This window comes from Bacillus sp. AFS012607, assembly GCF_002558005.1.
Lineage (GTDB): Bacteria > Bacillota > Bacilli > Bacillales > Bacillaceae_G > Bacillus_A > Bacillus_A thuringiensis_S.
Window position 1 is genome coordinate 299,336 of record NZ_NTVM01000012.1, and the last position, 22,824, is coordinate 322,159.

Below are 22,824 nucleotides of genomic sequence, written 5' to 3' on the forward strand. Positions count from 1 at the left end.
CCCCCACCTAACTTCTTTGGTTCCGCTGAATTTTTGGATGGGTGTCTTACTGCCCGTTAATGCCGGATAAAGTTTTTATATACAGGAGTTGAGACAGCATGAGCATGAAATTAGTCATTCTCGGCTTGCTACTCGAAGGAGATAAACATCCATATGAAGTGCAGCATATTATGAAAGAACGACAAATGGATTGTTACATTAAATATGCTAAAGGATCACTTTATTACGCCTTCGAGCAATTAGAAAAGCAAGGCGCAATTCATATTACAAATGTAATTAGAGACACAAATCGACCTGACAAAACGATTTTTCATATAACAGAAGAAGGCAAAAAACTATTCCACACTTTACTATTAAAACAATTCGAAGCAAAAAACCAAATATATAAACCTATTTATTCAGCCTTATCTTTCGCTCACTTTAGCAATGATCACGAATTAGTTCCTATTTTAGAAAAAAAGAAAAACGATACTCTTCAATATTTATATACTATGCAAACGATATATGATTGTAATAAAGGAAAAGTTCCACGTGCACAACTATATATTTTACAAAGTGTAATTGAGCATATTACAGTTGAACTACAATGGCTAAACACCCTCCTTAAAGATGCTATAGCAGGCCGGCTTTCAGAAGTTGCTATAGATGAAAATTGAGCTATGAAAGAAGACATCCCTACTTCTTTCATAGCTCAATTTCTCTTTTTATAATGTAATATTATTAGTTACTTCAGAATGTAAAAGTCAGAATAATAAGAAATAAAAACTTTGGAATTTTCTTATTTTAAAACAGTAGACAAAATTCCAAAAATTGTGTTAGAATTTGTTTCAATATCATATCGCTTGTTAAATTCCTTTCAAAAGGAAAATAGGTACACGAAAGTTTCGTTTCGTGTTTAAAAGGGAAGCTTGGTGAAACTCCAACACGGTCCCGCCACTGTAAATGCTGAGATTTCTTTTTAGTGCCACTGTGAAAACGGGAAGGTGAAAGAAATTATATGAAGCATAAGTCAGGAGACCTGCCTGTTTTAACAACACTGATAGATTCACGGATGATGATGAGGTGTTAAAACAAAAAGGAAGGCTTATTTTCTATGTCTTTGTACTTTTTGTTATAGGTATTTCCTAGTAAACGGAAATGCTTACTTTCAATTAGGGAGGAATTTAAAATGGCAATTCAAACAAGTAACTTAGGTTATCCACGTATCGGACTACAACGAGAGTGGAAAAAAACATTGGAAGCTTTTTGGTCCAATAAAATCGATGAAGAACAATTTTTAACAACAATGAAAGAAATTCGCCTTCAACACGTAAAAGTACAGCAAGAAAAAGGGATTGAACTCATTCCAATTGGCGACTTTACATATTATGATCACGTTTTGGATACTGCTTATATGCTAGGATTTATCCCATCACGTTTTTCTGAGTTTACATCTTACCTTGATGTATATTTCGCAATGGCGCGTGGCTCTAAAGATCACGTAGCTTCTGAAATGACAAAATGGTTTAACACAAACTATCATTATATCGTTCCTGAATATGAAGAGGGATTACAAATCTCCTTAAAAGATAATCGTCCACTTCGCTTATACGAAGAGGCAAAACAAGAATTAGGAGTAGATGGAAAACCTGTTATTTTAGGACCATATACTTTCTTAAAATTAGCTAAAGGTTATACACAAGAACAATTCGCTACGATTTTAAAACAATTAGTTGCACCATACGTACAACTGCTTTCAGAACTACATGCAGCTGGTGCACAAGTCATTCAAGTTGATGAACCGATTTTCGCTTCTTTAACGAAAGAAGAAGTTCAACAAGCAAAAGAAATTTATGAAGCTATTCGTAAAGAAGTTCCAAATGCGAACCTTCTTTTACAAACATATTTTGATAGTGTAGAAGAAAACTATGAAGAAATTATTACATTCCCTGTATCCGGTATTGGATTAGATTTCGTTCATGGTAAAGAAGGTAATCTACATGCTATTTCAAAATATGGATTCCCAGCTGATAAAACTTTAGCTGTCGGTTGTATAGATGGCCGTAACATTTGGAGAGCTGACCTTGATGAAGTTCTTACGTTATTTACAACGCTACAAAAACAAGTCCAAACGAAAGACTTCATTGTTCAGCCTTCTTGTAGCTTATTGCATACACCAATCGATAAAACAGAAGAAACTCACTTATCGACTGAGCTATTTGATGCGTTAGCATTTGCAAATCAAAAATTAGAAGAGTTAGTTCTTATTCATTCTGCTCTCACTAAAGGTACAGAAAGTATTAGTAATGAGCTGGAAACATATCGAAATGTACATCATACAATTCGTTCATCTGCTGTACGTAACCGTGAAGATGTCAAAGCAGCACGAACAGCACTAAAAGAAGAAGATTTTTCACGTCCTCTTCCATTTGAAAAGCGATACGAATTACAACAAGTTGCCCTAGAGTTACCATTGTTACCAACAACAACTATCGGTAGCTTCCCGCAAACAACTGAAGTTCGTCAAACGCGAAAAGAATGGCGTAACGGTGTTATTTCAAATGAACAATATGAAAAATTTATTGAAAAAGAGACAGAAAAATGGATTCGTTACCAAGAAGAAATTGGTCTTGATGTCCTTGTACATGGTGAGTTTGAAAGAACTGACATGGTCGAATATTTCGGTGAGCGTCTTGCTGGTTTCTCATTCACTAAAAACGGTTGGGTACAATCATACGGTTCCCGCTGCGTAAAACCACCTGTTATTTATGGTGATGTAGCCTTTATTAACGGAATGACTATTAAGGAAACTGTTTATGCACAAAGCTTAACAGAGAAAGTTGTAAAAGGAATGTTAACTGGACCTGTTACAATTTTAAATTGGTCCTTCGTTCGAAATGACATTCCAAGAAAAGAAGTTTCGTATCAAATTGCATTAGCTCTTCGTCACGAAATTGAACTACTTGAATCTTCCGGAATTCGAGTAATCCAAGTCGATGAGCCAGCACTTCGTGAAGGAATGCCACTAAAAGAAAAAGATTGGGACGCTTATATTACATGGGCAGTTCAATCCTTCCTTTTAGCAACTTCTTCTGTAGCAAATGAAACACAAATTCATACTCATATGTGTTACAGTAACTTCGAAGATATTGTTGATGCGATTCGCGCATTAGATGCAGATGTGATTTCTATCGAAACATCAAGAAGTCACGGTGAATTTATTGATACATTAAAACATACAACATATGAAAAAGGCATCGGTCTAGGTGTATATGATATTCATAGCCCACGTGTACCGAGTAAAGATGAAATGTATAAAATCGTAGAACAATCTTTAGAAGTATGCGATCCTAAATATTTCTGGATTAATCCTGATTGTGGTTTAAAAACGAGAAGAACAGAAGAAGTTATTCCAGCTTTAGAGCACATGGTGCAAGCAGCAAAAGATGCTCGCTCCCTGCTAAAAACAAACGCATAACGAAAATGGGTTATCCTTATTGAGGATAACCCATTTTTTATTCTTTACTTTCAAAAAAGAATTCGTATTGTATTTTATATAATTCATCATCCGTTGGCTCTTCAAGAGGAATTGCTTGTAAGACCACTGTATACTCACCATTTGGAATAGGTATTTGAAATTTATTTGAAAGAATACTCGTTATAACGATACTTTCATTTTCAACTGTAAAAGGAACCGTAATCGTTCTAATCACTTCTTCTTTTTCAATATGTTTCCCTGGGGTCACTTTCACTTCACAAGTATAATCAGAAAGTGCTTCAAAAATAACAGTTCCCTCTGCCTCAGCATAACCTCTTTCAAAATCTTCATCCGTCCAGTCTACATAAGGCTGCTCACCGTCATAGTTCATCAACATTAATTGCGAATAAGAAATTGTTAACTCCATAGTTCCCGTTCTCCTTCATTATGAAATGTACAACTACTACTTCACTTCAAATTTCACACGCGTACCATCTGGATATTTATCTAACTTATTCCCTACCCAAGAGCCTGCTCCGCGGTTATCCGCCGGACTTATATATTCAATATGTGCTCCTTTTCCGCCTTCCTTGCACATCGCCATTGGCCATTCATCACGATCATACCCTTTTTTTGAAGGATATGGTGCTAACGACAATTTCCTTCTATCTGCAGCACCACCACGATCGATTGTACAAACTTCTGAATGCCCTTCTTTTATAGCATCCGTAATATGTTTTCCTGTCTCTGGATAACGTTCTTTCGGAAATTCTAACACTTGATCATACGTATTCGTTTTCTTTACACTTGTTTCCTCTGGCACAAGTACTTCATAAACTGCTACTAAAATAGACAGAATTGCGATAATTGAAATGATAATACCTTTTAATTGCTTCATGTATACCTCCATGTTTCTACCAGTTTCTTTTTTCCTCCGTTATTATAACAAACTTCTCCTGTATATGTTTTCAGACATTATTTTAGTTATTCCTTGCCATTCCGCCAAAAACTTTCATTTTTTCACTAATGCTGTAGAAAACTAATAGCCTTCCGACATTCTTTTTCAAAGGAAGTCCTCATAAAAGATTGAAATGATATATACGATACTTTTTGGGGAGGAAATATCATGGAAGCTACCTATAAAACGAAAGATGTCACGAATAAAACAGGCATCCCAAAACATATAGTCCGCAAATATAGTCAACTGTTAGAGGAACATGGCTATATGATTTCTAAAACAGCTGATGCTCGTATTTATAAACTTGATGATTTAAAACTATTGAAATCTATACATGAAAGAGCTGCTACATTACAAGAAGATATTTCAGAAACGATACCGATTATTTTAAAAGAAAAAGAGGCCCCACCTGTACCAGTTATACAAGATAAGCAAGAGATACAACCGAAAGAAAAGGAAGATGGACGTAACTTTGAGGAATTCATGTTGAAACTTGAAATGCTAGCTCAATTAAATGAAGCAATTATTCATCAAAATTCTACTCTAATTACACAAAATCGTTTAAAGGATGAGAAACTAGATGAATTGATGCAACAAGTTTATGTAAAAGAAGGCTCTCAAGAAAAAATGCTTCAAGAGTTAGTCGAGCACGCCGCTCAAACAGATGCATTACAAAAAGAAAAGATGGACTTATTAATGAATCATATGTATAAACGAGAATCCAAACAGGAAGAAAAAATGAATAAACTTGTTAGTCAAATTTATAACAAGGACAGTAATCGTGATGCACAGCTTATGCAAGTTATTCGAGAAATTCAAGAAACAAAAAGAATGGTTGCTGCCTCAAAAGAGCAAAGTTTCTTTCAAACATTTAAAAGTTTATTTAGCCGAGCAAAACAAGAAAAAACAAATGAATAAGCAATATAAAATAAAAAGTTACCTTCCATCGGTAACTTTTATTCCTTATTTTGTACAGCTGGTAATATAATAATTGCTTCAGTGCCTTTTCCACTTTCACTCTTATATTCCAATGTACCATTATGCGCTTGTAAAATACTAAATGTTACCATAAGCCCTAATCCTGTCCCTTTTTCTTTTAAAGAATAATATGGTTGCCCCAGCCTTGCTAACTGTTCTTTCGTCATACCAACACCACTATCTTTAACTCTTATTATGATTGTTTCGTCTTTTTGAATGGCTGTTACTTTTAAATATCCTTTATTTCCTTGAATTGCTTCAATACCATTTTTAACAACATTCATAATAGCTTGCTTCAACTTTGTCTTATCACCAATCGTATAAAGACTTTCTGAAATTTCAACTTGTAAATATACACCTTGCATCGCTGCAAATGACGACATGAGAGTGGTCATTTCTATTAATTGGGCTGATAAACAAATGTGTTCTTTTTTCTCAATTTGCGGCCTTGCTAAATTCAAGTAATCTGAAATAATTTGTTCCGCCCGATCCAATTCAGCTAATACGAGGCGCATATAATCCTTATTCTTCACATCTTCCGTACTTTCTAACAATTGGATAAATCCACGAACAACAGTAAGTGGATTTCGAACTTCATGTGCCACACTTGCTGCTAACTCACTTACAATATTAAGCTTTTCTGATTTTTGCATCTCTGTACGTAGCAATGCATTTTCGTTTAAATATTCAGTTAAATACACCTGAAATACCATTGTCATGACCATGATAAGCGAGGCAAATATAAATCCGCTATATATTTGCGAAATATACGGTGTAAATCCTGTTTCCAAAAGAACATTAATCATGCCTAATACTAAAGAAACAAGCACATAAAATGATGAAATCATAAATGCTAAAATTAATTTCTTATCCCTTGAAAAAAGAGACCATTTCTTTGATAAAAACAGCGGAACTATCAATAAAAATATTACTTCTAAAACTGGAAGAAAGCTCATTCCCTTTAGTAACCATTCATATGCAACAAAAATAACCGCTGGGATTAAACCAACAATCCCACCATATAAAAAACCACTGACAATTGGAATGGGGTGAAAGTTATACCCACACACATTGCCAAAACAAATAGAGTATGTCATGGAGAGAACGAGCGTAACGCTAGATAAAAACATAATAAAGTAACGATTTGGCTTCGGAGGCATTTCTTGATAGCGATTTAAACGAATCGCTTCATATAAAAATAGTGGCAAAATTATGATGGCAATTTGAATCAATAAATCACGGATAAGCTCCATAACCTCTCATCCCCTATATGTATTTTGATATGATTATATCATTTTATAGGTGTATTTGTTTTAAAATTTTGATTTTTCTTAACATATTTGTTAATTCTTTGTTAACAACTCATCATAATTGTTACAGATTTTCGAAATGATTGTAAACCCTGTACCAAATTTCCTTCGTGCAGTATACAATGAATACGGATTACAAAGAAAATATAAAAATACTTTTTTAGACGGACAACTATAGCAAAATACAGCATATAATCCATACTATCTATGTTTACAAATAAGTGATCATTACTTTAGTAGGAGGAAGATAAATATGGCGGGTACTACGCTTGTTTTAAAAGAAGAAAATTTGGTTGTTCTAGAAAATGTTGAAAAATCAGTATATGAAGAATTACAGCATAAAGCAGGAGATGAAAATTGCACATGTGCTGTAAATGAATCAGTTGTTCACCTTGGCAAGGTATCCTCTGTACTCTGGAATGAAGATGAAATAGATTGGGAATACGGATATTAAAAAGTCGCTTATAGCGGCTTTTTTCTCTTTTCTCTCTCTTTCTAAATTACATATAAAAAGCGCGATCATAGAAAATATGATAAAATGAACTTAATTTTCAAACGGAAGAAAGGGAGATACAATGGAACAATTCATTAACCCTAGAGTGAAGGACATCCAAATTTCTGGAATCCGTCAATTCTCTAACATGATTCAAAACTATGATAATTTGATTTCTTTAACAATCGGACAACCCGATTTCCCTACACCTTCTCTCGTAAAAGAAGCTGCAAAACGGGCTATTACAGAAAACTATACAAGCTATACACATAACGCTGGTTTACTAGAATTACGCAAGGCAGCTTGTAACTTCGTAAAAGATAACTACGATTTACATTACTCACCTGAAAACGAAACCATCGTTACAATCGGTGCTAGCGAAGCAATTGATGTTACATTTCGAACGATTTTAGAGCCAGGAACAGAAGTAATTTTACCTGCTCCTATTTATCCAGGTTACGAACCTATTATTCGATTATGCGGTGCAACACCTATTTTTGTAGATGTTCGTAAAACTGGATTCCGTTTAACAGCTGAAGCGCTTAAAAATGCTATTACAGAAAAAACAAGATGTATCGTACTACCGTATCCTTCTAACCCGACCGGTGTAACTTTATCAACAGAAGAACTAAAAGATATTGTAGATGTTTTAAAAGACAAAAATATTTTCGTCCTTTCAGATGAAATTTATAGCGAGCTGGTATATGAACAAAAGCACACATCTATCGCTCATTTCCCAGAAATGCGTGAAAAGACAATTGTCATTAACGGTTTATCTAAATCACATTCTATGACTGGCTGGCGTGTTGGACTTTTATTTGCACCAAGCTATTTAGCTGGACACATATTAAAAGTTCATCAATACAATGTAACGTGTGCTACTTCAATCGCTCAATACGCTGCAATTGAAGCATTAACAGCAGCTAAAGACGCACCCAAAATGATGCGCCACCAATATAAAAAACGCCGTGATTACGTATATAATAGACTCACTCAAATGGGATTAACAGTTGAAAAGCCAACAGGTGCATTTTACTTATTCCCATATGTTGGTCATTTGACATCTTCATCATTTGATTTTGCACTTGATCTTGTCAAAGAAGCTGGACTAGCTGTAGTTCCTGGAACAGCATTCTCTGAATACGGTGAAGGCTACCTTCGCTTGTCCTATGCGTATAGTATTGAAACTTTAAAAGAAGGCTGCGACCGATTAGAAGCCTTTCTAAAGAAAAAAGCTAAGAGTTAAACTCTTAGCTTTTTTATGCATAATGATCACAAGTTTGACGTTTTAGTAATTTATGAGGAATAATGATACACTTTGCAGTGGATTCTGCATTCTCTACTTTATCAACTAAAGCTTTTGCTCCCTCATATCCCAGCTGATAAATATTCACATCAACTGTCGAAAGTGGAGGGCTCGCAATTTCTGATAATAAAGCATTATTAAAGCTTACAATAGAAACATCCTTCGGTACAACGAATCCTTTTTTAGAAAGAGCACTTAACACACCAAGTCCAATTAAGTCATCCGTTGCCATAATTGCCGTCGGCGGTTGCTGCAGTCCCATTAATTCCTCAACCGCTTGTTGACCACTTTCCCTCGAAAAATCAAAATGTAAAATATATTCTTTTGGTAATACAATGTCTGCTAATTTCAAGGCATCACTCATACCAGCTAAACGATCTCTCGTTACAAGTAAATCTGAACCACCACCAATGAACGCGATTTGCTTATGCCCTAATGAAATTAAATATTCTGCCACTTCTCTTGCAGCTGTATAATTGTCATTATCTACATATGTAATTTCATCTTTTCGATCATATGGTTTTCCTATTAAAACAAACGGGAAATTTTGTTCATGTAAATATTGAATAATCCGATCATTCTCTCTTGAATATAAAAGAATAATGCCACCAATTTGGCGTCCCTGTACCATCTTTACAACACCATTAAAAATTTCTTCTTCCGTTTCACCTGTCGACATGTAAAGCGCATAACCTTCTACGTGTGCAAATGAACTAATCCCTCTTATAACTTCTGGGAAAAATGGATTTTGAAAAGCTTTACTTGCAGAACTTGGCATAACAAGACCAAGTGTTTTCGTCGTTTGGTTCGCAAGATTTCTCGCATTTAAATTAGGATGATACCCTAATTCACTCATTACTTTCCTAACACGGCGCTTTGTCTTTTCACTTATACTTGGATTATCAGCAATTACACGAGAAACTGTTGATGGTGCAACATTCGCTTGCTTCGCCACATCTTTAATTGTAACTGTCATAAAAATCCCCCTCCTCTCATTTCTCTGCCATTTTTCATATATTTTATCTCGCACTCATTGCAAGTCATAAACTTTTATTTCTTATATCTTGCAAAACTAATCCTATTCTCCCTCTTCATGTATTGTAAGGGATATAGCTATTTTTTCCTATACTATAATATACTATTTATTTGACATCTTTTCACATGTGATGTCAAATCTCTTTTCATCTCCCTATAAAGTTATTTATAGGGAGATGAAAAGAAAAATGGGACGTAATGTCCCATTTTTCATCCTTTCGTACCTCCAGCTGTTAAACCGGAAACAAAATATTTTTGTAGTGATAGGAATAAAATTGAAATCGGGATCGCAATTAACACAGAACCCGCTGCAAACGTTGTAAATTCATTACCGAATTTCTTCGCAACCATTTCATATAATCCAACTGCCAAAGTATAATTTTCTGGTGTTCGCAAAATAATACTCGCTAAAATGAAATCTGTAAATGGACCAATGAAAGTAAATAACGCTACAACCGCTACGATTGGCTTTGCAAGTGGCATAATGATTTGCCAGAAAATACGGAAATGCCCTGCTCCATCCATTCGAGCTGATTCATCCAACTCTTTCGGAATCGTATCAAAATACCCTTTCATAAGCCATGTATTCATCGGAATTGCTCCGCCCACATAAATTAAAATTAATGCAAGATGTGTATCAAGTAATCCTGTTAACTGAGCTAATATATATAGTGCGATTAACGCTGCAAAATTCGGGATCATTTGCAAAATTAAAAATGTTAATAAACCATTCTTTCTTCCAACAAAACGATATCTCGAAAATGCATAAGCAGTAAAACTAATGGCTAGTACAGAGAAAATCATCGTCATTACGCTAACTTTCAAAGTATTTTTATACCAAAGTAAGTAATTACTTGAATCGAGATCAAGTAGCTTGCGATAATGATCTAATGTGGCATTTTTCGGAATAATACTTGACCCAGATAAACTATCCCCTGGATTAAACGATGAGCCAATTATCCATAGTAATGGATAGAAAATAATCGCACACATTATGAAGATAACTAAATAACTTAATGAAAGACGTAGCATCTTTTGTCGTTTAATATTCATTTACATCATATCCTCTTCTTGGAATGATTTTGTTCTCTTAAATTGCCATAACGCAACTGTAATAACAATTAACGATAAAATCATTGTAAGAGCTGCTGCTTTTCCGTACTGAGCCGAAGTCATCGTTAACTTATAGATCCATGAAATTAAAATATCCGTTCCACCTGCATTTTGTCCAGACACAGCAGGTCCTCCGTTATTAAATAGATAAATAATACTAAAATTATTAAAGTTAAACGTATATTGCGTAATTAATATTGGCGCTGTTGCATATAACACAAGTGGCAATGTAATTTTGCGGAACTGTTGCCAAGCAGTTGCTCCATCTACTGTAGCCGCTTCATATAATTCTCCTGGAATCGATTGCAATATACCTGTTGTCATTGCAAAGACGAACGGGAAACCAAGCCATGTTTGAATCATAATTAAAGCAATCTTTGACCAAAACGGGTCTGTCATCCAAGCAATCTTTTCAATCCCGAATAAAGCTAATACTTGGTTATTAATTGCTCCAAATGTTTCATTAAACATACCAGCAAATACAAGAATAGATACGAATGCTGGAACAGCCCACGGTAAAATAAAGATTGTTCGAATAATTGCCTTACCTTTAATACCAGGCTGATTTACGATAATCGCTAAAAAAATACCAAGTGCAACTTGTAATGTTGTTGCAACGAATGTCCAAATGACAGTCCAAGAAAATACACTTAAAAATGTATCTCTCCACATCGGTAATGTGAAAATATCAATAAAGTTTTTAAAACCCACCCAATCTACTAATTTAGCTGGAGGAGAATGATATAAATCATAGTTTGTAAATCCAATTAAAATTACGAAGATGATTGGAAATACGACAACAAAGATAAGTAGTAGAAAACCTGGTGAAACCATTAAATAAGGAAAGCCTTGATCTAACAAATTACGGTATTGCTCTTTTACAGAATTTAACGGTGTTCCTATATCACGTTTCTTTCCATTTTGATATGCATCATATAAGTTAAATGCATATATGCCGAGCCCAAACGCGATAACGATAAGTGCCAAGATCCCTTCTACTAATAGAAAGACAGAATGGTCACGTGGAACTTCTGTACCGAGCGTTACAATGCCCCATAATCCCATATTTAATAAATCAGCAAAGGCTACAATAAATGAACCTGTTAATACTAGAAAAATAAGACCTTTTACAAATTGTTTATTATATATTTGGCCCATGCCCGGAATGATTGATAACACGGTTGCCATTTTCCTATGCTTTGAATGGTTTAACCCCTTTGCAGGTTCCATAGATTTTTGCATGTTCCTTCCCCCTTTTTTCTTCCCACATGGAAGGGAGAGAATTCGTGCCCCTCATATTAGAGGCACGAATTTCACCTTATTTTTTCTTACTATGATTTGCCTCAATATTACCTTTAATTTGTTTCACTGCACTATCAAGTGCGGATTTTGGTGCTTCTTTATCTGATACAACTAATTGAAGCGCATCCCCAGCTGGTTTCCAAACTTCCTGCATTTCTGGAATATTCGGCATTGGAATTCCATTTTCCGATTGCGTCGCAACCGCTTTTGCAGCCTCATTTTCTTTAATGATTGGATCTTCCATTACTGATTTTACTGGTGGAATTTCTTTCGTTTTCTCAAAGCGAATTTTAGCATTTTCTTCATTTGTAACCCACTCAGTAAATTTTGTAGCTAAATCATTTTGTTTAGAGAAGCTTGTTACATGCCATCCTTTTACACCAACGAACGTTTTCATCGGTTGACCATTTGGTAATTTCGGCATTGGAGCAACACCATAATCTATTCCAGCCTTTTCCATCGCTTGGAATGCCCATGGACCATTCATAATAGATGCTGCTTTTCCTTCATTAAACAATCCATCTGCAGCTGAACCACCAGATTCACCGATAATACCTTTCGGGAATAACTTTTCTTTGTACCATTTTTGAATATATTCAGCACCTTGTACCGCACCGCTATTATTTAATCCAATATCATTTGCATTTGGCTTTCCATCTTTTTCACCAAATACATAACCACCCATACCTGCCATAAATGCATTAGCAAAGTAGAAGTTATCTCCTAATGCTAAAAATCCGTATTTTCCATCTTTCATAAAGTCTTTTGAGAAGTTAAACAGTTCATCCATCGTTTCGGGTGCTTTTTGCATCATTTTTTTATTATAAATAAAGATTGGTGTTTCAATCGCTTTTGGTAAACCGTATATTTTTCCGTTATATGTTTGTGCTTCTATTGATAAATCTGTAAATTTACTTTTTACTGTATCATCTACTTTCACTTCTGAAAGTAGCCCTTCTGTTACCGCATTACCAATATGATCATGTGGCAATGTTACAACATCTGGCCCTGTGCCAGCTGGACCGTCGAGACGAAGTTTTTCTATTTGTTTCGTCATCTGAACCTCTTCAACTTTTACTTTCACATTATATTTCTTTTCAAAACTTTTCACCGCTGGCTCTAGACCCACACCTTTTTTCTCATCTTCCCAAACAAGAAGGTCATAGTCTTTTTTCGCTTTACTTTCCTCTTTTTTCCCTGAATCTTTCGGTCCACATGCAGATAACATACCAATAGATAATGCTGAAACCGTTAATAATGATAATGCTTTCTTCATCCCAAAAACCTCCCTAAATTGTCTATGTACCTCAGTAACTGAAAACGTTTGCATTTAATAGTTTAATTGAAGCGCAAACAATATCCCAAGTCTATGAAAACGTTTGCGCTATTTGTCTATCATTATACATTCTTTTATTCATTTTGCAAATATTAATTTAAAAATTATGTCATTATACTCTTTATACATTGACTTTATATGAAATGAATACTACTCTTATAAGCAATATTAAAGCTACGAGAAAGGCAATCGTTTGCAATATAGGCTTTATTATTACACTTAAGGGAATACTATGTATAGAGATATTGAAGGGGGATTTTCTATATGTTTAAAGAAGCCATTTATCATAGGCCGAAAGATAATTATGCATACGCTTATGATGAACAAACAATTCACATCCGAGTACGTACTAAGAGAGATGATATTCAAAGCGCCGATCTTATTTACGGTGATCCTTACGAATGGAAAGACGGGAAATGGATATCATCAAGTACACCCATGAAAAAAACGGGTTCTACTGCATTATTTGATTATTGGTCCATTTCAATCGAACCCAAATTTAAGCGCTTACGTTATGGGTTTGAATTAAAATCTGAAACAGACACTCTTATTTATACAGAGCGAGGATTCTTTTCTAACATTCCAAATGATGATGTTGGTAACTTTTTCTGTTTTCCATTTATTCATGCAGATGATGTATTCAAAGCACCATCTTGGATTAAAGACACCATTTGGTATCAGATTTTCCCTGAGCGATTCGCTAATGGCGATAGTACGCTGAATCCAGAAAACACCCTTCCTTGGGGAAGTGCGAATCCAACTCCAACTAATTTTTTCGGCGGAGATTTTTCTGGTGTTATTCAAAACCTTGATTACCTTGTTAAGCTTGGCATTTCCGGAATATATTTCACACCTATTTTCAAAGCTCATTCAAACCATAAATATGACACAATTGACTATATGGAAATTGATCCACAATTTGGGACGAAAGAAACTTTCAAAGAGCTCGTTGAAGAATGTCATAAGCACGGTATAAAAGTAATGCTCGATGCTGTGTTTAATCATAGTGGATACTTTTTCGAGAAATTTCAAGACGTACTAGAGAACGGTGAGAAGTCCGCATATAAAGAGTGGTTCCACATTCATGAATTCCCAATTATAACCGAGCCACTTCCAAATTATGATACTTTCGCCTTTACACCGTATATGCCTAAATTAAATACAGCTCATCCAGATGTAAAAGAATACTTACTTGAAGTAGGACGTTATTGGGTACGAGAATTTAATATAGATGGCTGGCGCCTTGATGTCGCAAATGAAGTCGATCACAATTTTTGGAGAGAATTCCGAACTGAAATAAAGACATTAAATCCTGAAGTATATATTTTGGGAGAAATTTGGCACGATGCCCTTCCATGGCTACAAGGCGATCAATTTGATGCTGTCATGAGCTACCCTGTTACAAACGCTCTACTTTCTTACTTTGCTAACGATTCCATTAAAGCAAGTGAGTTCATGAAGCAAATTACAGAATCTCTACATTCCTACTCTATGAATGTAAATGAAGCAGCCTTTCATTTATTAGATAGCCATGATACTCCAAGAATTTTAACAACATGCAACGGAGATAAAAATAAGTTGAAATTGCTCTATGTATTCCATCTTTCTTTCATCGGTTCTCCATGCATTTATTACGGAGATGAAATCGGCATGGATGGTGGTATGGACCCCGATTGCCGTAAATGTATGATTTGGGATACTAAAGAACAAGATCATGCATTATTTACACATATACAAACATTGATTTCATTACGAAAACAACATGAAGCTTTTGGAGGACATGGTACTTTTCAATTCATCGAAGCAAATGATGAACATAATTATATTTCTTATACGAAAACATATGAGGATGAAACTATCTTTTTCGTTTTAAACCCTACTAATAGTGAAGTTACAGTTTCACTCCCTCTTCATGTTACTGGTAAGAAAATAATTAACATTTATACAAATGAAGAATTTTCAGCGGAAGCAAGTGTATTACAAGTTACACTTCCTCCATATGGATTCTCCATATTAAAATGGTAATCCAAAAAATCCTTATGCCAAGGTGGCATAAGGATTTTTCTTATTTCAATTTGAATACTATCGCTTCATACGGACGTAATGTAATGTTATCTATCGATCCGATTTCTACATCGTAATTGTGTATAAATAATTCTGATTCACTATAACTAATATCCTCAGGCATTTCAAATACACTTTCATCCGCAGTAAAGTTTGCAATAACAAGTAGTTTTTGGTCTCCATATGTTCTTACATAAGCAAAAACAGAAGGATTATTCTCTAATATTAAATCATATGATCCATATACAACTATTTCATTATTTTTGCGTAGCTCAATTAATTTCTTATAGTAATAAAAAATTGAACCTTCATCTTGGATTGCTTGTTTCACATTAATCTCTTTATAGTTAGGATTTACAGTAATCCAAGGTTCACCTGTTGTAAATCCAGCGTGATTCTGATCATCCCACTGCATCGGAGTTCTAGCATTATCACGACCCTTTATATAAATAGACTCCATTACTTTTTCTATATCTTCACCATGGTCTATCACTTTTTCTTTATACATATTTAACGTTTCAATATCTCGATATTCATCAATTGATTGGAATCGAACGTTCGTCATTCCGATTTCTTCACCTTGATAAATATATGGCGTTCCCTTCATCATATGAAGAACTGTCGCTAACATTTTTGCTGATTCAATGCGATACATTCCATCGTTACCAAAACGAGATACAACGCGAGGCTGATCATGGTTATTCCAATAAAGGCTATTCCATCCGGTATGCTCTAATGCTTTTTGCCACTTTGTCAAATTCTCTTTTAAAGTAAGAAGTGAGCATGGTTTTACATCCCACTTTCCACCTTCTCCTGAATCTAAATCCATATGTTCAAATTGGAATACCATTTGCAACTCTTTTCGTTCTTCTCCAGTATACAATTTGGCTTCTTCTGTCGTTACACCTGGCATCTCACCAACCGTCATAATATCATAATGCGATAATACTTCCTCATTCATTTCATGCAAATATTTATGAATGTTTGGACCGTTCATAAAATGTTTATGACCTGAAACATAGCCATCTTCATCTGTTTCAACAGTTGGTAATCCTTCTTCTTTAGAAATAAAATTGATCACATCCATGCGGAATCCATCAATTCCTTTTTCTAACCAAAACTTCATCATCTCATAAACATCTTGTCTTACCTTTTCATTATCCCAGTTTAAATCCGGCTGTTTTTTAGAAAACAGATGTAAATAATATTCATCCGTCATTTCATCGTACTTCCATGCAGACCCACTAAAAGCAGCTCCCCAGTTGTTCGGTTCTTTCCCTTCTTTTCCAGGACGCCATATATAGTAATCTCTATATTTATTATCTTTTGATTTACGTGATTCAATAAACCACTTATGTTCATCAGATGTATGATTAACAACTAAATCCATCATCAATTTCATATTACGTTCATGCATTTCATGTAATAGCTCATCCCAATCTTCCATTGTTCCGAACTCGTTCATAATCTTACAATAATCGCTTATATCATAACCATTATCATCATTTGGAGATTCATAGACTGGTGATAACCAAATCACATCAATCCCTAACTCTTTTAAATAATCTAGCTTTGAAATAATCCCTTGAAGATCTCCTATACCATCACCGTTACTATCCATAAAGCTACGAGGATAAATTTGATATACTACGCTTTCTTTCCACCATTGTTTTTCCATTATGCTACCCCATTTCATTCATAATTCATTTTTCTCTTTTTTAAGGCGCAAACGTTTTCATTAATGAATGATAACAGATTCTATCTCAATTTAAAATAGCGCTTACAATTTTTATTGTTCTTTTTCTAAGAAAACATACGAAAATTACTAATAACTCTTCAATAAATGAAAACGTTTTATTTTTTTATTTATTTTTTGAATCTATTCGTTTATAATGAACTCAAAGAAAACGTTTGCATAATTATTTCTAGGGGGAAATACCATGGCAGAACTTAAATTAGAAAATATTTATAAGATATATGATAATAACGTAACAGCTGTAACCGATTTTAATTTACACATTCAAGATAAAGAATTTATCGTATTTGTCGGTCCTTCTGGATGCGGAAAATCTACAACATTACGAATGGTAGCTGGACTCGAAGATATTTCAAAAGGCGAGTTTTCAATTGATGGTAAACTAATGAATGATGTTCCTCCAAAAGATCGAGATATCGCAATGGTCTTCCAAAACTACGCTCTTTATCCACATATGAGTGTATATGATAATATGGCATTTGGATTAAAACTTCGAAAAATACCAAAAGATGAAATCGATCGTCGTGTGAAAGATGCAGCAAAAATTTTAGGGCTTGAACAATATTTAGATAGAAAACCGAAAGCATTATCAGGTGGACAACGCCAACGTGTTGCGTTAGGTAGAGCAATCGTTCGAGATGCAAAAGTTTTCTTAATGGATGAACCATTATCAAACTTAGATGCTAAACTCCGTGTTGCAATGCGCTCAGAAATTTCTAAGCTACATCATCGCCTTGGAACAACAACAATTTATGTAACACATGACCAAACAGAAGCAATGACTATGGCTTCGCGTCTTGTCGTTATGAAGGATGGAAAGATTCAACAAATTGGAACTCCAAAAGAAGTATATGAAACACCAGAAAACATTTTCGTGGGTGGATTTATCGGGTCACCAGCGATGAACTTCTTTCGTGGTAAATTGACTGAAACCGATTTCGTTATAGACAATACCATAAAAATCAAAGTATCTGAAGGAAAAATGAAGATGCTACGTGAACAAGGCTATGTAAATAAGGAAATTGTTTTAGGTATTCGCCCGGAGGACATTCATGATGAACTACTATTTTTAGAAGCTTCACAATCTACTACTTTCACAACAAAAATTGAAGTTGCTGAATTGTTAGGTGCTGAATCTATTTTATATATGAAACTTGGAAATCAAGATTTTGCAGCACGTGTTGATGCACGACATATATTCTCACCTGGAGATCAAATTAAATTGGCATTTGATTTAAATAAAGCGCATTTCTTTGACAGCCAAACAGAACAACGTATTCGCTAAAGAAATTTCCTTCTATATAACATACAAAAAAACCGTCCACATATATTGAGGGCGGTTTTCATTATTATACTAGGGCTTCTACTGTATGAAATGATTGTCCTTTCGTGCTAATAATACCGAAAATCGGTAAATCACTAAGCACCACTTCTTCTTGCTGTTTCATAAAAGATGACGTTAATTGTTTTATCTCTATCCAAACGTCATTAATACAAAGTACATTGGAATCGTTCTCTTGTTGGCGAGAAAAAATAGAATCTATTTTATATAAACCACCATTTTGAAAAAGCATATCAATGCGACTGAATGCATTCAAAGTAATGCTAATAACGCGTTGCCAATCTCCTTGCTTTCCCATATCATAGGATACAAAAAGTGCCTCTCCGCCTAGATTCATAATTTCCTCCACTGTTGCTTGTCCACTCTCTTGATCAATGTCCGTCACAATAACTTTTGCGCCTTGTTTAGCCAACAAAAGAGCTGTATTACGTCCAATACCGATGCCACCGCCAGTTACGATAGCAACTTTTCCTGCAAGCTTCATTTTCATTACCCCTTCTATAAGTCTTACCGTCATTCAGTATACTCCTTTATAAGATTAATCTGCAAGCAAGAAAAATTGCTCATTCGTTTGTAAGCGATTACTTTTTTACTCCTTCTTTTTTCCTACTATTACGCTGATCGAAAACTAAACCGATGAAAATTAAAATCCCCCAAAAGATTACACTACCTCCAGTCATTTCAATTTCCCCCTTATTATATAAAGATATTATTTTAATCATTATAAAATTTTCTTAATTTTCAATCTATTAAAACCCAAAATGATATTATTACATAAATTGTAGTATAACAAAAAAAGACCTTCTTATTTTATGGATAAAAAGGTCTTTTTTCATTATACAAGACTTATTACTTTCGTCTTTGTAATTAAGTCCTGAAAACCGCAATTGTCTTTGCGGAACAACATCATATATACGTTACATATTAATGGAATTCCTAATAGCAATACGTTCGGCAATAACAATACAAAAAATCTTATAATTAATGTTTGCAACGTTAGCTTTTCACTCTTCAATGAAATTAATTTTATTCTCGTTACCTTTTTGCCAAGTGTAACACCGTTCCAAATAAAGGGTAACACAATAAAATATATCGCCATTAATATGAAAACTACTGCGAAATCATATCTAAAATCACCTAAACTTATATTAAAGCGCTTAAACATAGCACTATAGTTTCCGGTCATAATAGCTACTACTGCACCATACATAACCGAGATTAAAAACATGTCAATTAGGGAAGCACCTATGCGATTCATTACAAGCGCTGGACGATGCATCTTTAACTTCATTTTATGTCGACTCCTTCATATCCTTCTTTACCCGTCTCATCGTACCACTTCTAAAAAACATTGTAAACTAGCGTTTCTCTTACTTTTCTTGTACAATTTGTTACAATAGCATTATAAAGGAGGTTCCCATATTGAAAAAATGGATAATCCTATTCGTCGCCTTCCTATTAACTGGTTGTACAGGAAACACAAGTCACTTAACTTATACGGTTAACGATGAATACGAGCTCATACGTACTTCTGGAAATGCATTTGAACTTTTCCCCTCGCAAGATGCTGTATATGCCACACAATACATCCCTGCAAAAATTACAGACATTGCTTGGGATGATAAATACATTATTGCAAAACAAACTGAGGAAAAATCAGATCCAAATAACCCTGACGCAGCAATTGCAAATAAAAAAAGTGAACATTATTGGATTATTGACGTAAAGCACAATAAACGTTTCGGTCCCTATAATGAAAAGCAATTTAATAAACAAAAAGATGCGTTTAAAATTAAGGTACCTTTTCAAAATGTAGATTCATACATAAAAGAAATAAAAAAACAGTCAGCATAATCTTTTGAGTGCTGACTGTTTTGTCTTACATTATTTTAAAAACACATTACTCCGAAAGTGAGATATTAAACGTTTGTGGCTCTTTTACAACATCTTGTGTTTCTGAATCTCCTGCAAGTAAATCATCAGTTATAAACTGAATATCCTTTACCTTGTCTTTTCCATCGTCAAGTATTAAACCAATAATCCCATCTCTTGTTTCACCAGGCTTATAGTCTTCTCTTGATACATTTTTTGTACCAACTAACGTATCTTCGTCATATAAAAAGTTTTGAGTCGCTACTTTAAAATGTTGCTTACCATTAATTATAACATCATTCATAGAGAAAAATTGCATATTTTTATTTCCGCTATTCTCCACTTTATATGTAATCTCAACGTAACGAATTGTATTACTAATCTCTGTTCCACTTAGCGATGCATATAATTCTGCATCTTCTTGGCTTACTTTATCCCCTAATCTACGTTTTACTTCTTCAGGAGTTAGTGCCGTGTATACTTTCAATGTATTTTTTGCCTTTTCACTCATCTGTGATAAAGAGATTACTTTCACATCTTGTACGTGAATTTTCATTGGCGCTACTTCAAATGTTTGATTCACAGAATGCATCTGCTCTAACATGAAAGTACCCCAGCCTGTTTCTTTCACTTTTTGTCCTACTTTTTTCAGCTCACGCCCACCATATTCTTTTGTTTCAGGAATAGATTCTTTCTTCTTCGGTTCAGCTTTCTTTTCTTCTTGATGGAAGCAACCACTTAACATAAGAAGAAAACTACATAAAACAAAAATACTTTTCCATGCTTTCATCATTTCATTTCTCCTAACGCTATCATTCATGAATATAAAATTAATCCCTTGCTTTGTAAACTATAGAAACAATGAAAAGTCCACAAAATGAACTTGTCAGTCCAGATACTATTATACCTCCAATTTGGAAAATATGAAAATAGGGATCTAGGAACACATACACGATAAATATAATAGTTGCCACAACAATTACTGAAATCCAATACTTTCTTTTTTCCGAAGCTAAAATAAAGTCTTTACCCATTTCATTTCTATGCTTCCATAAAACGTATGCTAATAATAGAAAACCAATACATGTACTTCCATGTTGCATATATTTATAAACAGAGATACCGTACCATTCTCTTTGCAATAATGGTATTTTCATAACAAAATAGCCTGTCTTATGAGTGAATGCATCCCAAACAACATGCGTTAACATACCGAATAATGCTGAATAACAAAATACAAAAAGATCCTTCCATGTATGAAGACCCCACCCCTTGTCTACTGCATATGTATAGTAGCCAGCAAATGGCTTAGGTAAATGTGTTATAAAAGACTTTTTTAAAATGTAATGATATATGTATGCTAATAAGAAGACAAGTGGTAAATTTAAATATAAGAACCCAAGCCACGTATGCCCAATAACACCATACGGTCTAAAGTGTAAAAAATATTCAAAGTCAGGCGCCATACTACCTAATATAAGAGCCGTTACTGACATATATTTAGAATGCTTTTTCGCAAAAGGAAGAACTGCTGCTGGATGTGCAAATGTAAACGGCATACTTTAACTCCTTCTCACATTTTCAGTAGAATACCATATATCATAACGAGAGAATGGAACTTCATGCAATATTTATTTTCACATTGGAATATGATAGTTTAAATGATATAATCCACATAAATATTCAGAAAACAAGAAGGGATTCAGGTGTTATTAACACTTGTATTTGCTGCCTTTTTAGATTCAAAATCCGTTATGAATTGAGGTTTATATATTGATTGACGTACCCTTTTTACAAAATGTCACATTAAAAAAAGAAAATATCCCTAGTTTTTCCGCATATCCTTACTGCTTACCCGCTATCCGAACATTACAATCACTAGCTTTCCATCCAAATGTAACATTCATTATTGGAGAAAACGGAACGGGTAAATCAACATTACTTGAAGGAATTGCAATTGCGTTAGGTTTTAATGCAGAAGGTGGAACGAAGAATTTCCGCTTTAGCACAAACGATTCACATTCATCTTTACATGAATACCTTCGAATTTCAAAAAGTTTCAATACACCAAACGACGGTTTCTTTCTTCGCGCTGAATCATTTTATAACGTTGCTTCTTATATTGATGAAATAGATGCTATAAAATCTTACGGCGGCGTTTCACTACACGAACAATCACACGGTGAATCATTCTTTTCCTTATTTATGAATCGTTTTTCAGGACAAGGTTTATACATTTTAGATGAGCCTGAGGCAGCTCTATCACCGATGAGACAACTTTCCATGCTCATTCGAATGCACGAACTAGCTGAACAAGGTTCACAATTTGTTATTGCGACGCATTCTCCTATTTTAATGGCTTACCCTGAATCTACTATATACTCTTTAACACAAGAGGGGATTCACGAATCCACATTAGAAGAAACCGAGCATTATCAAACGACGAAACTTTTCTTTGAAAATCGCGATCGATTATTCCATCATCTATTTGAGTCATAAAAA

General features: G+C 34.4%; 22 protein-coding genes and 1 riboswitch. Of the genes, 9 read left to right on the plus strand and 13 right to left on the minus strand.

All coding sequences use genetic code 11. From position 1 onward, the window contains the following. The first annotated feature begins 98 nt into the window (after nt 1-98). Both CN409_RS14890 and metE read left to right on the plus strand, forming a co-directional pair. Nucleotides 99-656: a PadR family transcriptional regulator gene (locus CN409_RS14890; protein WP_000062064.1), complete on the plus strand. Its 558-nt coding sequence runs from the start codon at nt 99-101 to the stop codon at nt 654-656. Nucleotides 657-852: 196 nt separating this feature from the next. Beyond that, nucleotides 853-1,040, plus strand: a riboswitch (cobalamin riboswitch). 128 nt (nt 1,041-1,168) lie between these two features. Next, nucleotides 1,169-3,457, plus strand: coding sequence for a 5-methyltetrahydropteroyltriglutamate--homocysteine S-methyltransferase (gene metE / locus CN409_RS14895; protein WP_001007602.1), 2,289 nt, complete (start codon nt 1,169-1,171; stop codon nt 3,455-3,457). A 37-nt stretch (nt 3,458-3,494) separates the two neighbouring features. Here the strand turns inward: metE and CN409_RS14900 are convergent, their stop codons facing one another. Further along, nucleotides 3,495-3,884, minus strand: coding sequence for a competence protein ComJ (locus tag CN409_RS14900; protein WP_000424022.1), 390 nt, complete (start codon nt 3,882-3,884; stop codon nt 3,495-3,497). 36 nt (nt 3,885-3,920) lie between these two features. After that, nucleotides 3,921-4,355 (minus strand): DNA-entry nuclease, encoded by a 435-nt coding sequence (gene nucA, locus CN409_RS14905; RefSeq protein ID WP_000811494.1) that lies wholly within the window; start codon nt 4,353-4,355, stop codon nt 3,921-3,923. 228 nt (nt 4,356-4,583) lie between these two features. On the opposite strand from nucA, the gene CN409_RS14910 reads away from it, so the two are divergent. Next, nucleotides 4,584-5,333: a DUF3967 domain-containing protein gene (locus CN409_RS14910; RefSeq protein WP_000388468.1), complete on the plus strand. Its 750-nt coding sequence runs from the start codon at nt 4,584-4,586 to the stop codon at nt 5,331-5,333. Between the two features lie 38 nt (nt 5,334-5,371). Here CN409_RS14910 and kinB read toward each other — a convergent pair whose 3' ends face one another. Continuing rightward, complete coding sequence (kinB, locus tag CN409_RS14915) at nt 5,372-6,646, minus strand: sporulation sensor histidine kinase KinB (RefSeq protein WP_000420369.1); 1,275 nt, start codon at nt 6,644-6,646, stop codon at nt 5,372-5,374. Nucleotides 6,647-6,956: 310 nt separating this feature from the next. Between kinB and CN409_RS14920 the strand changes: the two genes are divergently transcribed. Continuing rightward, on the plus strand, nt 6,957-7,157 hold the full coding sequence (locus CN409_RS14920) for a hypothetical protein (protein WP_000929277.1): 201 nt from the start codon (nt 6,957-6,959) through the stop codon (nt 7,155-7,157). A gap of 121 nt (nt 7,158-7,278) precedes the next feature. Continuing rightward, complete coding sequence (locus tag CN409_RS14925; protein WP_000434586.1) at nt 7,279-8,442, plus strand: aminotransferase A; 1,164 nt, start codon at nt 7,279-7,281, stop codon at nt 8,440-8,442. Nucleotides 8,443-8,455: 13 nt separating this feature from the next. Here CN409_RS14925 and malR read toward each other — a convergent pair whose 3' ends face one another. The 4 genes from malR to CN409_RS14945 form a co-directional block, all read right to left on the minus strand. Continuing rightward, on the minus strand, nt 8,456-9,478 hold the full coding sequence (gene malR / locus CN409_RS14930) for a maltose operon transcriptional repressor MalR (protein WP_000219054.1): 1,023 nt from the start codon (nt 9,476-9,478) through the stop codon (nt 8,456-8,458). A gap of 269 nt (nt 9,479-9,747) precedes the next feature. After that, on the minus strand, nt 9,748-10,590 hold the full coding sequence (malD, locus tag CN409_RS14935) for a maltosaccharide ABC transporter permease MalD (RefSeq protein WP_001022600.1): 843 nt from the start codon (nt 10,588-10,590) through the stop codon (nt 9,748-9,750). Then, nucleotides 10,591-11,892, minus strand: coding sequence for a maltosaccharide ABC transporter permease MalC (gene malC / locus CN409_RS14940; RefSeq protein WP_097981370.1), 1,302 nt, complete (start codon nt 11,890-11,892; stop codon nt 10,591-10,593). Nucleotides 11,893-11,968: 76 nt separating this feature from the next. Then, the gene (locus CN409_RS14945; protein WP_097981372.1) at nt 11,969-13,228 is read right to left on the minus strand and encodes an extracellular solute-binding protein; all 1,260 of its coding nucleotides are present in this window, start codon (nt 13,226-13,228) and stop codon (nt 11,969-11,971) included. A 324-nt stretch (nt 13,229-13,552) separates the two neighbouring features. Here CN409_RS14945 and CN409_RS14950 point away from each other — a divergent pair, with 324 nt between their 5' ends. Next, nucleotides 13,553-15,313: an alpha-glycosidase gene (locus tag CN409_RS14950; protein ID WP_000471785.1), complete on the plus strand. Its 1,761-nt coding sequence runs from the start codon at nt 13,553-13,555 to the stop codon at nt 15,311-15,313. Between the two features lie 40 nt (nt 15,314-15,353). Here CN409_RS14950 and malL read toward each other — a convergent pair whose 3' ends face one another. Next, nucleotides 15,354-17,030 (minus strand): oligo-1,6-glucosidase, encoded by a 1,677-nt coding sequence (gene malL / locus CN409_RS14955; RefSeq protein ID WP_000415169.1) that lies wholly within the window; start codon nt 17,028-17,030, stop codon nt 15,354-15,356. Nucleotides 17,031-17,292: 262 nt separating this feature from the next. Between malL and CN409_RS14960 the strand changes: the two genes are divergently transcribed. After that, a complete protein-coding gene (locus tag CN409_RS14960; RefSeq protein WP_000818934.1) occupies nt 17,293-18,393 on the plus strand; it encodes an ABC transporter ATP-binding protein in 1,101 nt (366 codons plus the stop codon). A gap of 64 nt (nt 18,394-18,457) precedes the next feature. On the opposite strand, the gene CN409_RS14965 is transcribed toward CN409_RS14960, so the two are convergent. The 3 genes from CN409_RS14965 to CN409_RS14975 form a co-directional block, all read right to left on the minus strand. Continuing rightward, entirely contained in the window at nt 18,458-18,967 is a 510-nt protein-coding gene (locus CN409_RS14965; RefSeq protein ID WP_000218411.1) for an SDR family NAD(P)-dependent oxidoreductase, read from the minus strand. Nucleotides 18,968-19,031: 64 nt separating this feature from the next. Beyond that, nucleotides 19,032-19,130, minus strand: a complete 99-nt coding sequence (locus CN409_RS14970) for a hypothetical protein (protein WP_000145659.1) — start codon at nt 19,128-19,130, stop codon at nt 19,032-19,034. Between the two features lie 155 nt (nt 19,131-19,285). After that, entirely contained in the window at nt 19,286-19,741 is a 456-nt protein-coding gene (locus tag CN409_RS14975; RefSeq protein WP_000769078.1) for an RDD family protein, read from the minus strand. 131 nt (nt 19,742-19,872) lie between these two features. Between CN409_RS14975 and CN409_RS14980 the strand changes: the two genes are divergently transcribed. After that, complete coding sequence (locus CN409_RS14980; RefSeq protein WP_000758794.1) at nt 19,873-20,304, plus strand: DUF3997 domain-containing protein; 432 nt, start codon at nt 19,873-19,875, stop codon at nt 20,302-20,304. 46 nt (nt 20,305-20,350) lie between these two features. Here the strand turns inward: CN409_RS14980 and CN409_RS14985 are convergent, their stop codons facing one another. Together CN409_RS14985 and CN409_RS14990 are read right to left on the minus strand one after the other, a co-directional pair. After that, complete coding sequence (locus CN409_RS14985; RefSeq protein ID WP_000973902.1) at nt 20,351-21,115, minus strand: hypothetical protein; 765 nt, start codon at nt 21,113-21,115, stop codon at nt 20,351-20,353. A 37-nt stretch (nt 21,116-21,152) separates the two neighbouring features. Continuing rightward, nucleotides 21,153-21,881 carry a DUF4184 family protein gene (locus CN409_RS14990; protein WP_001116870.1) on the minus strand — a complete coding sequence of 243 codons (729 nt, stop codon included), beginning with the start codon at nt 21,879-21,881 and terminating at the stop codon, nt 21,153-21,155. A 214-nt stretch (nt 21,882-22,095) separates the two neighbouring features. Here CN409_RS14990 and CN409_RS14995 point away from each other — a divergent pair, with 214 nt between their 5' ends. Then, nucleotides 22,096-22,821 carry an AAA family ATPase gene (locus CN409_RS14995; protein ID WP_000568001.1) on the plus strand — a complete coding sequence of 242 codons (726 nt, stop codon included), beginning with the start codon at nt 22,096-22,098 and terminating at the stop codon, nt 22,819-22,821. The last annotated feature ends 3 nt before the right edge of the window (nt 22,822-22,824 follow it).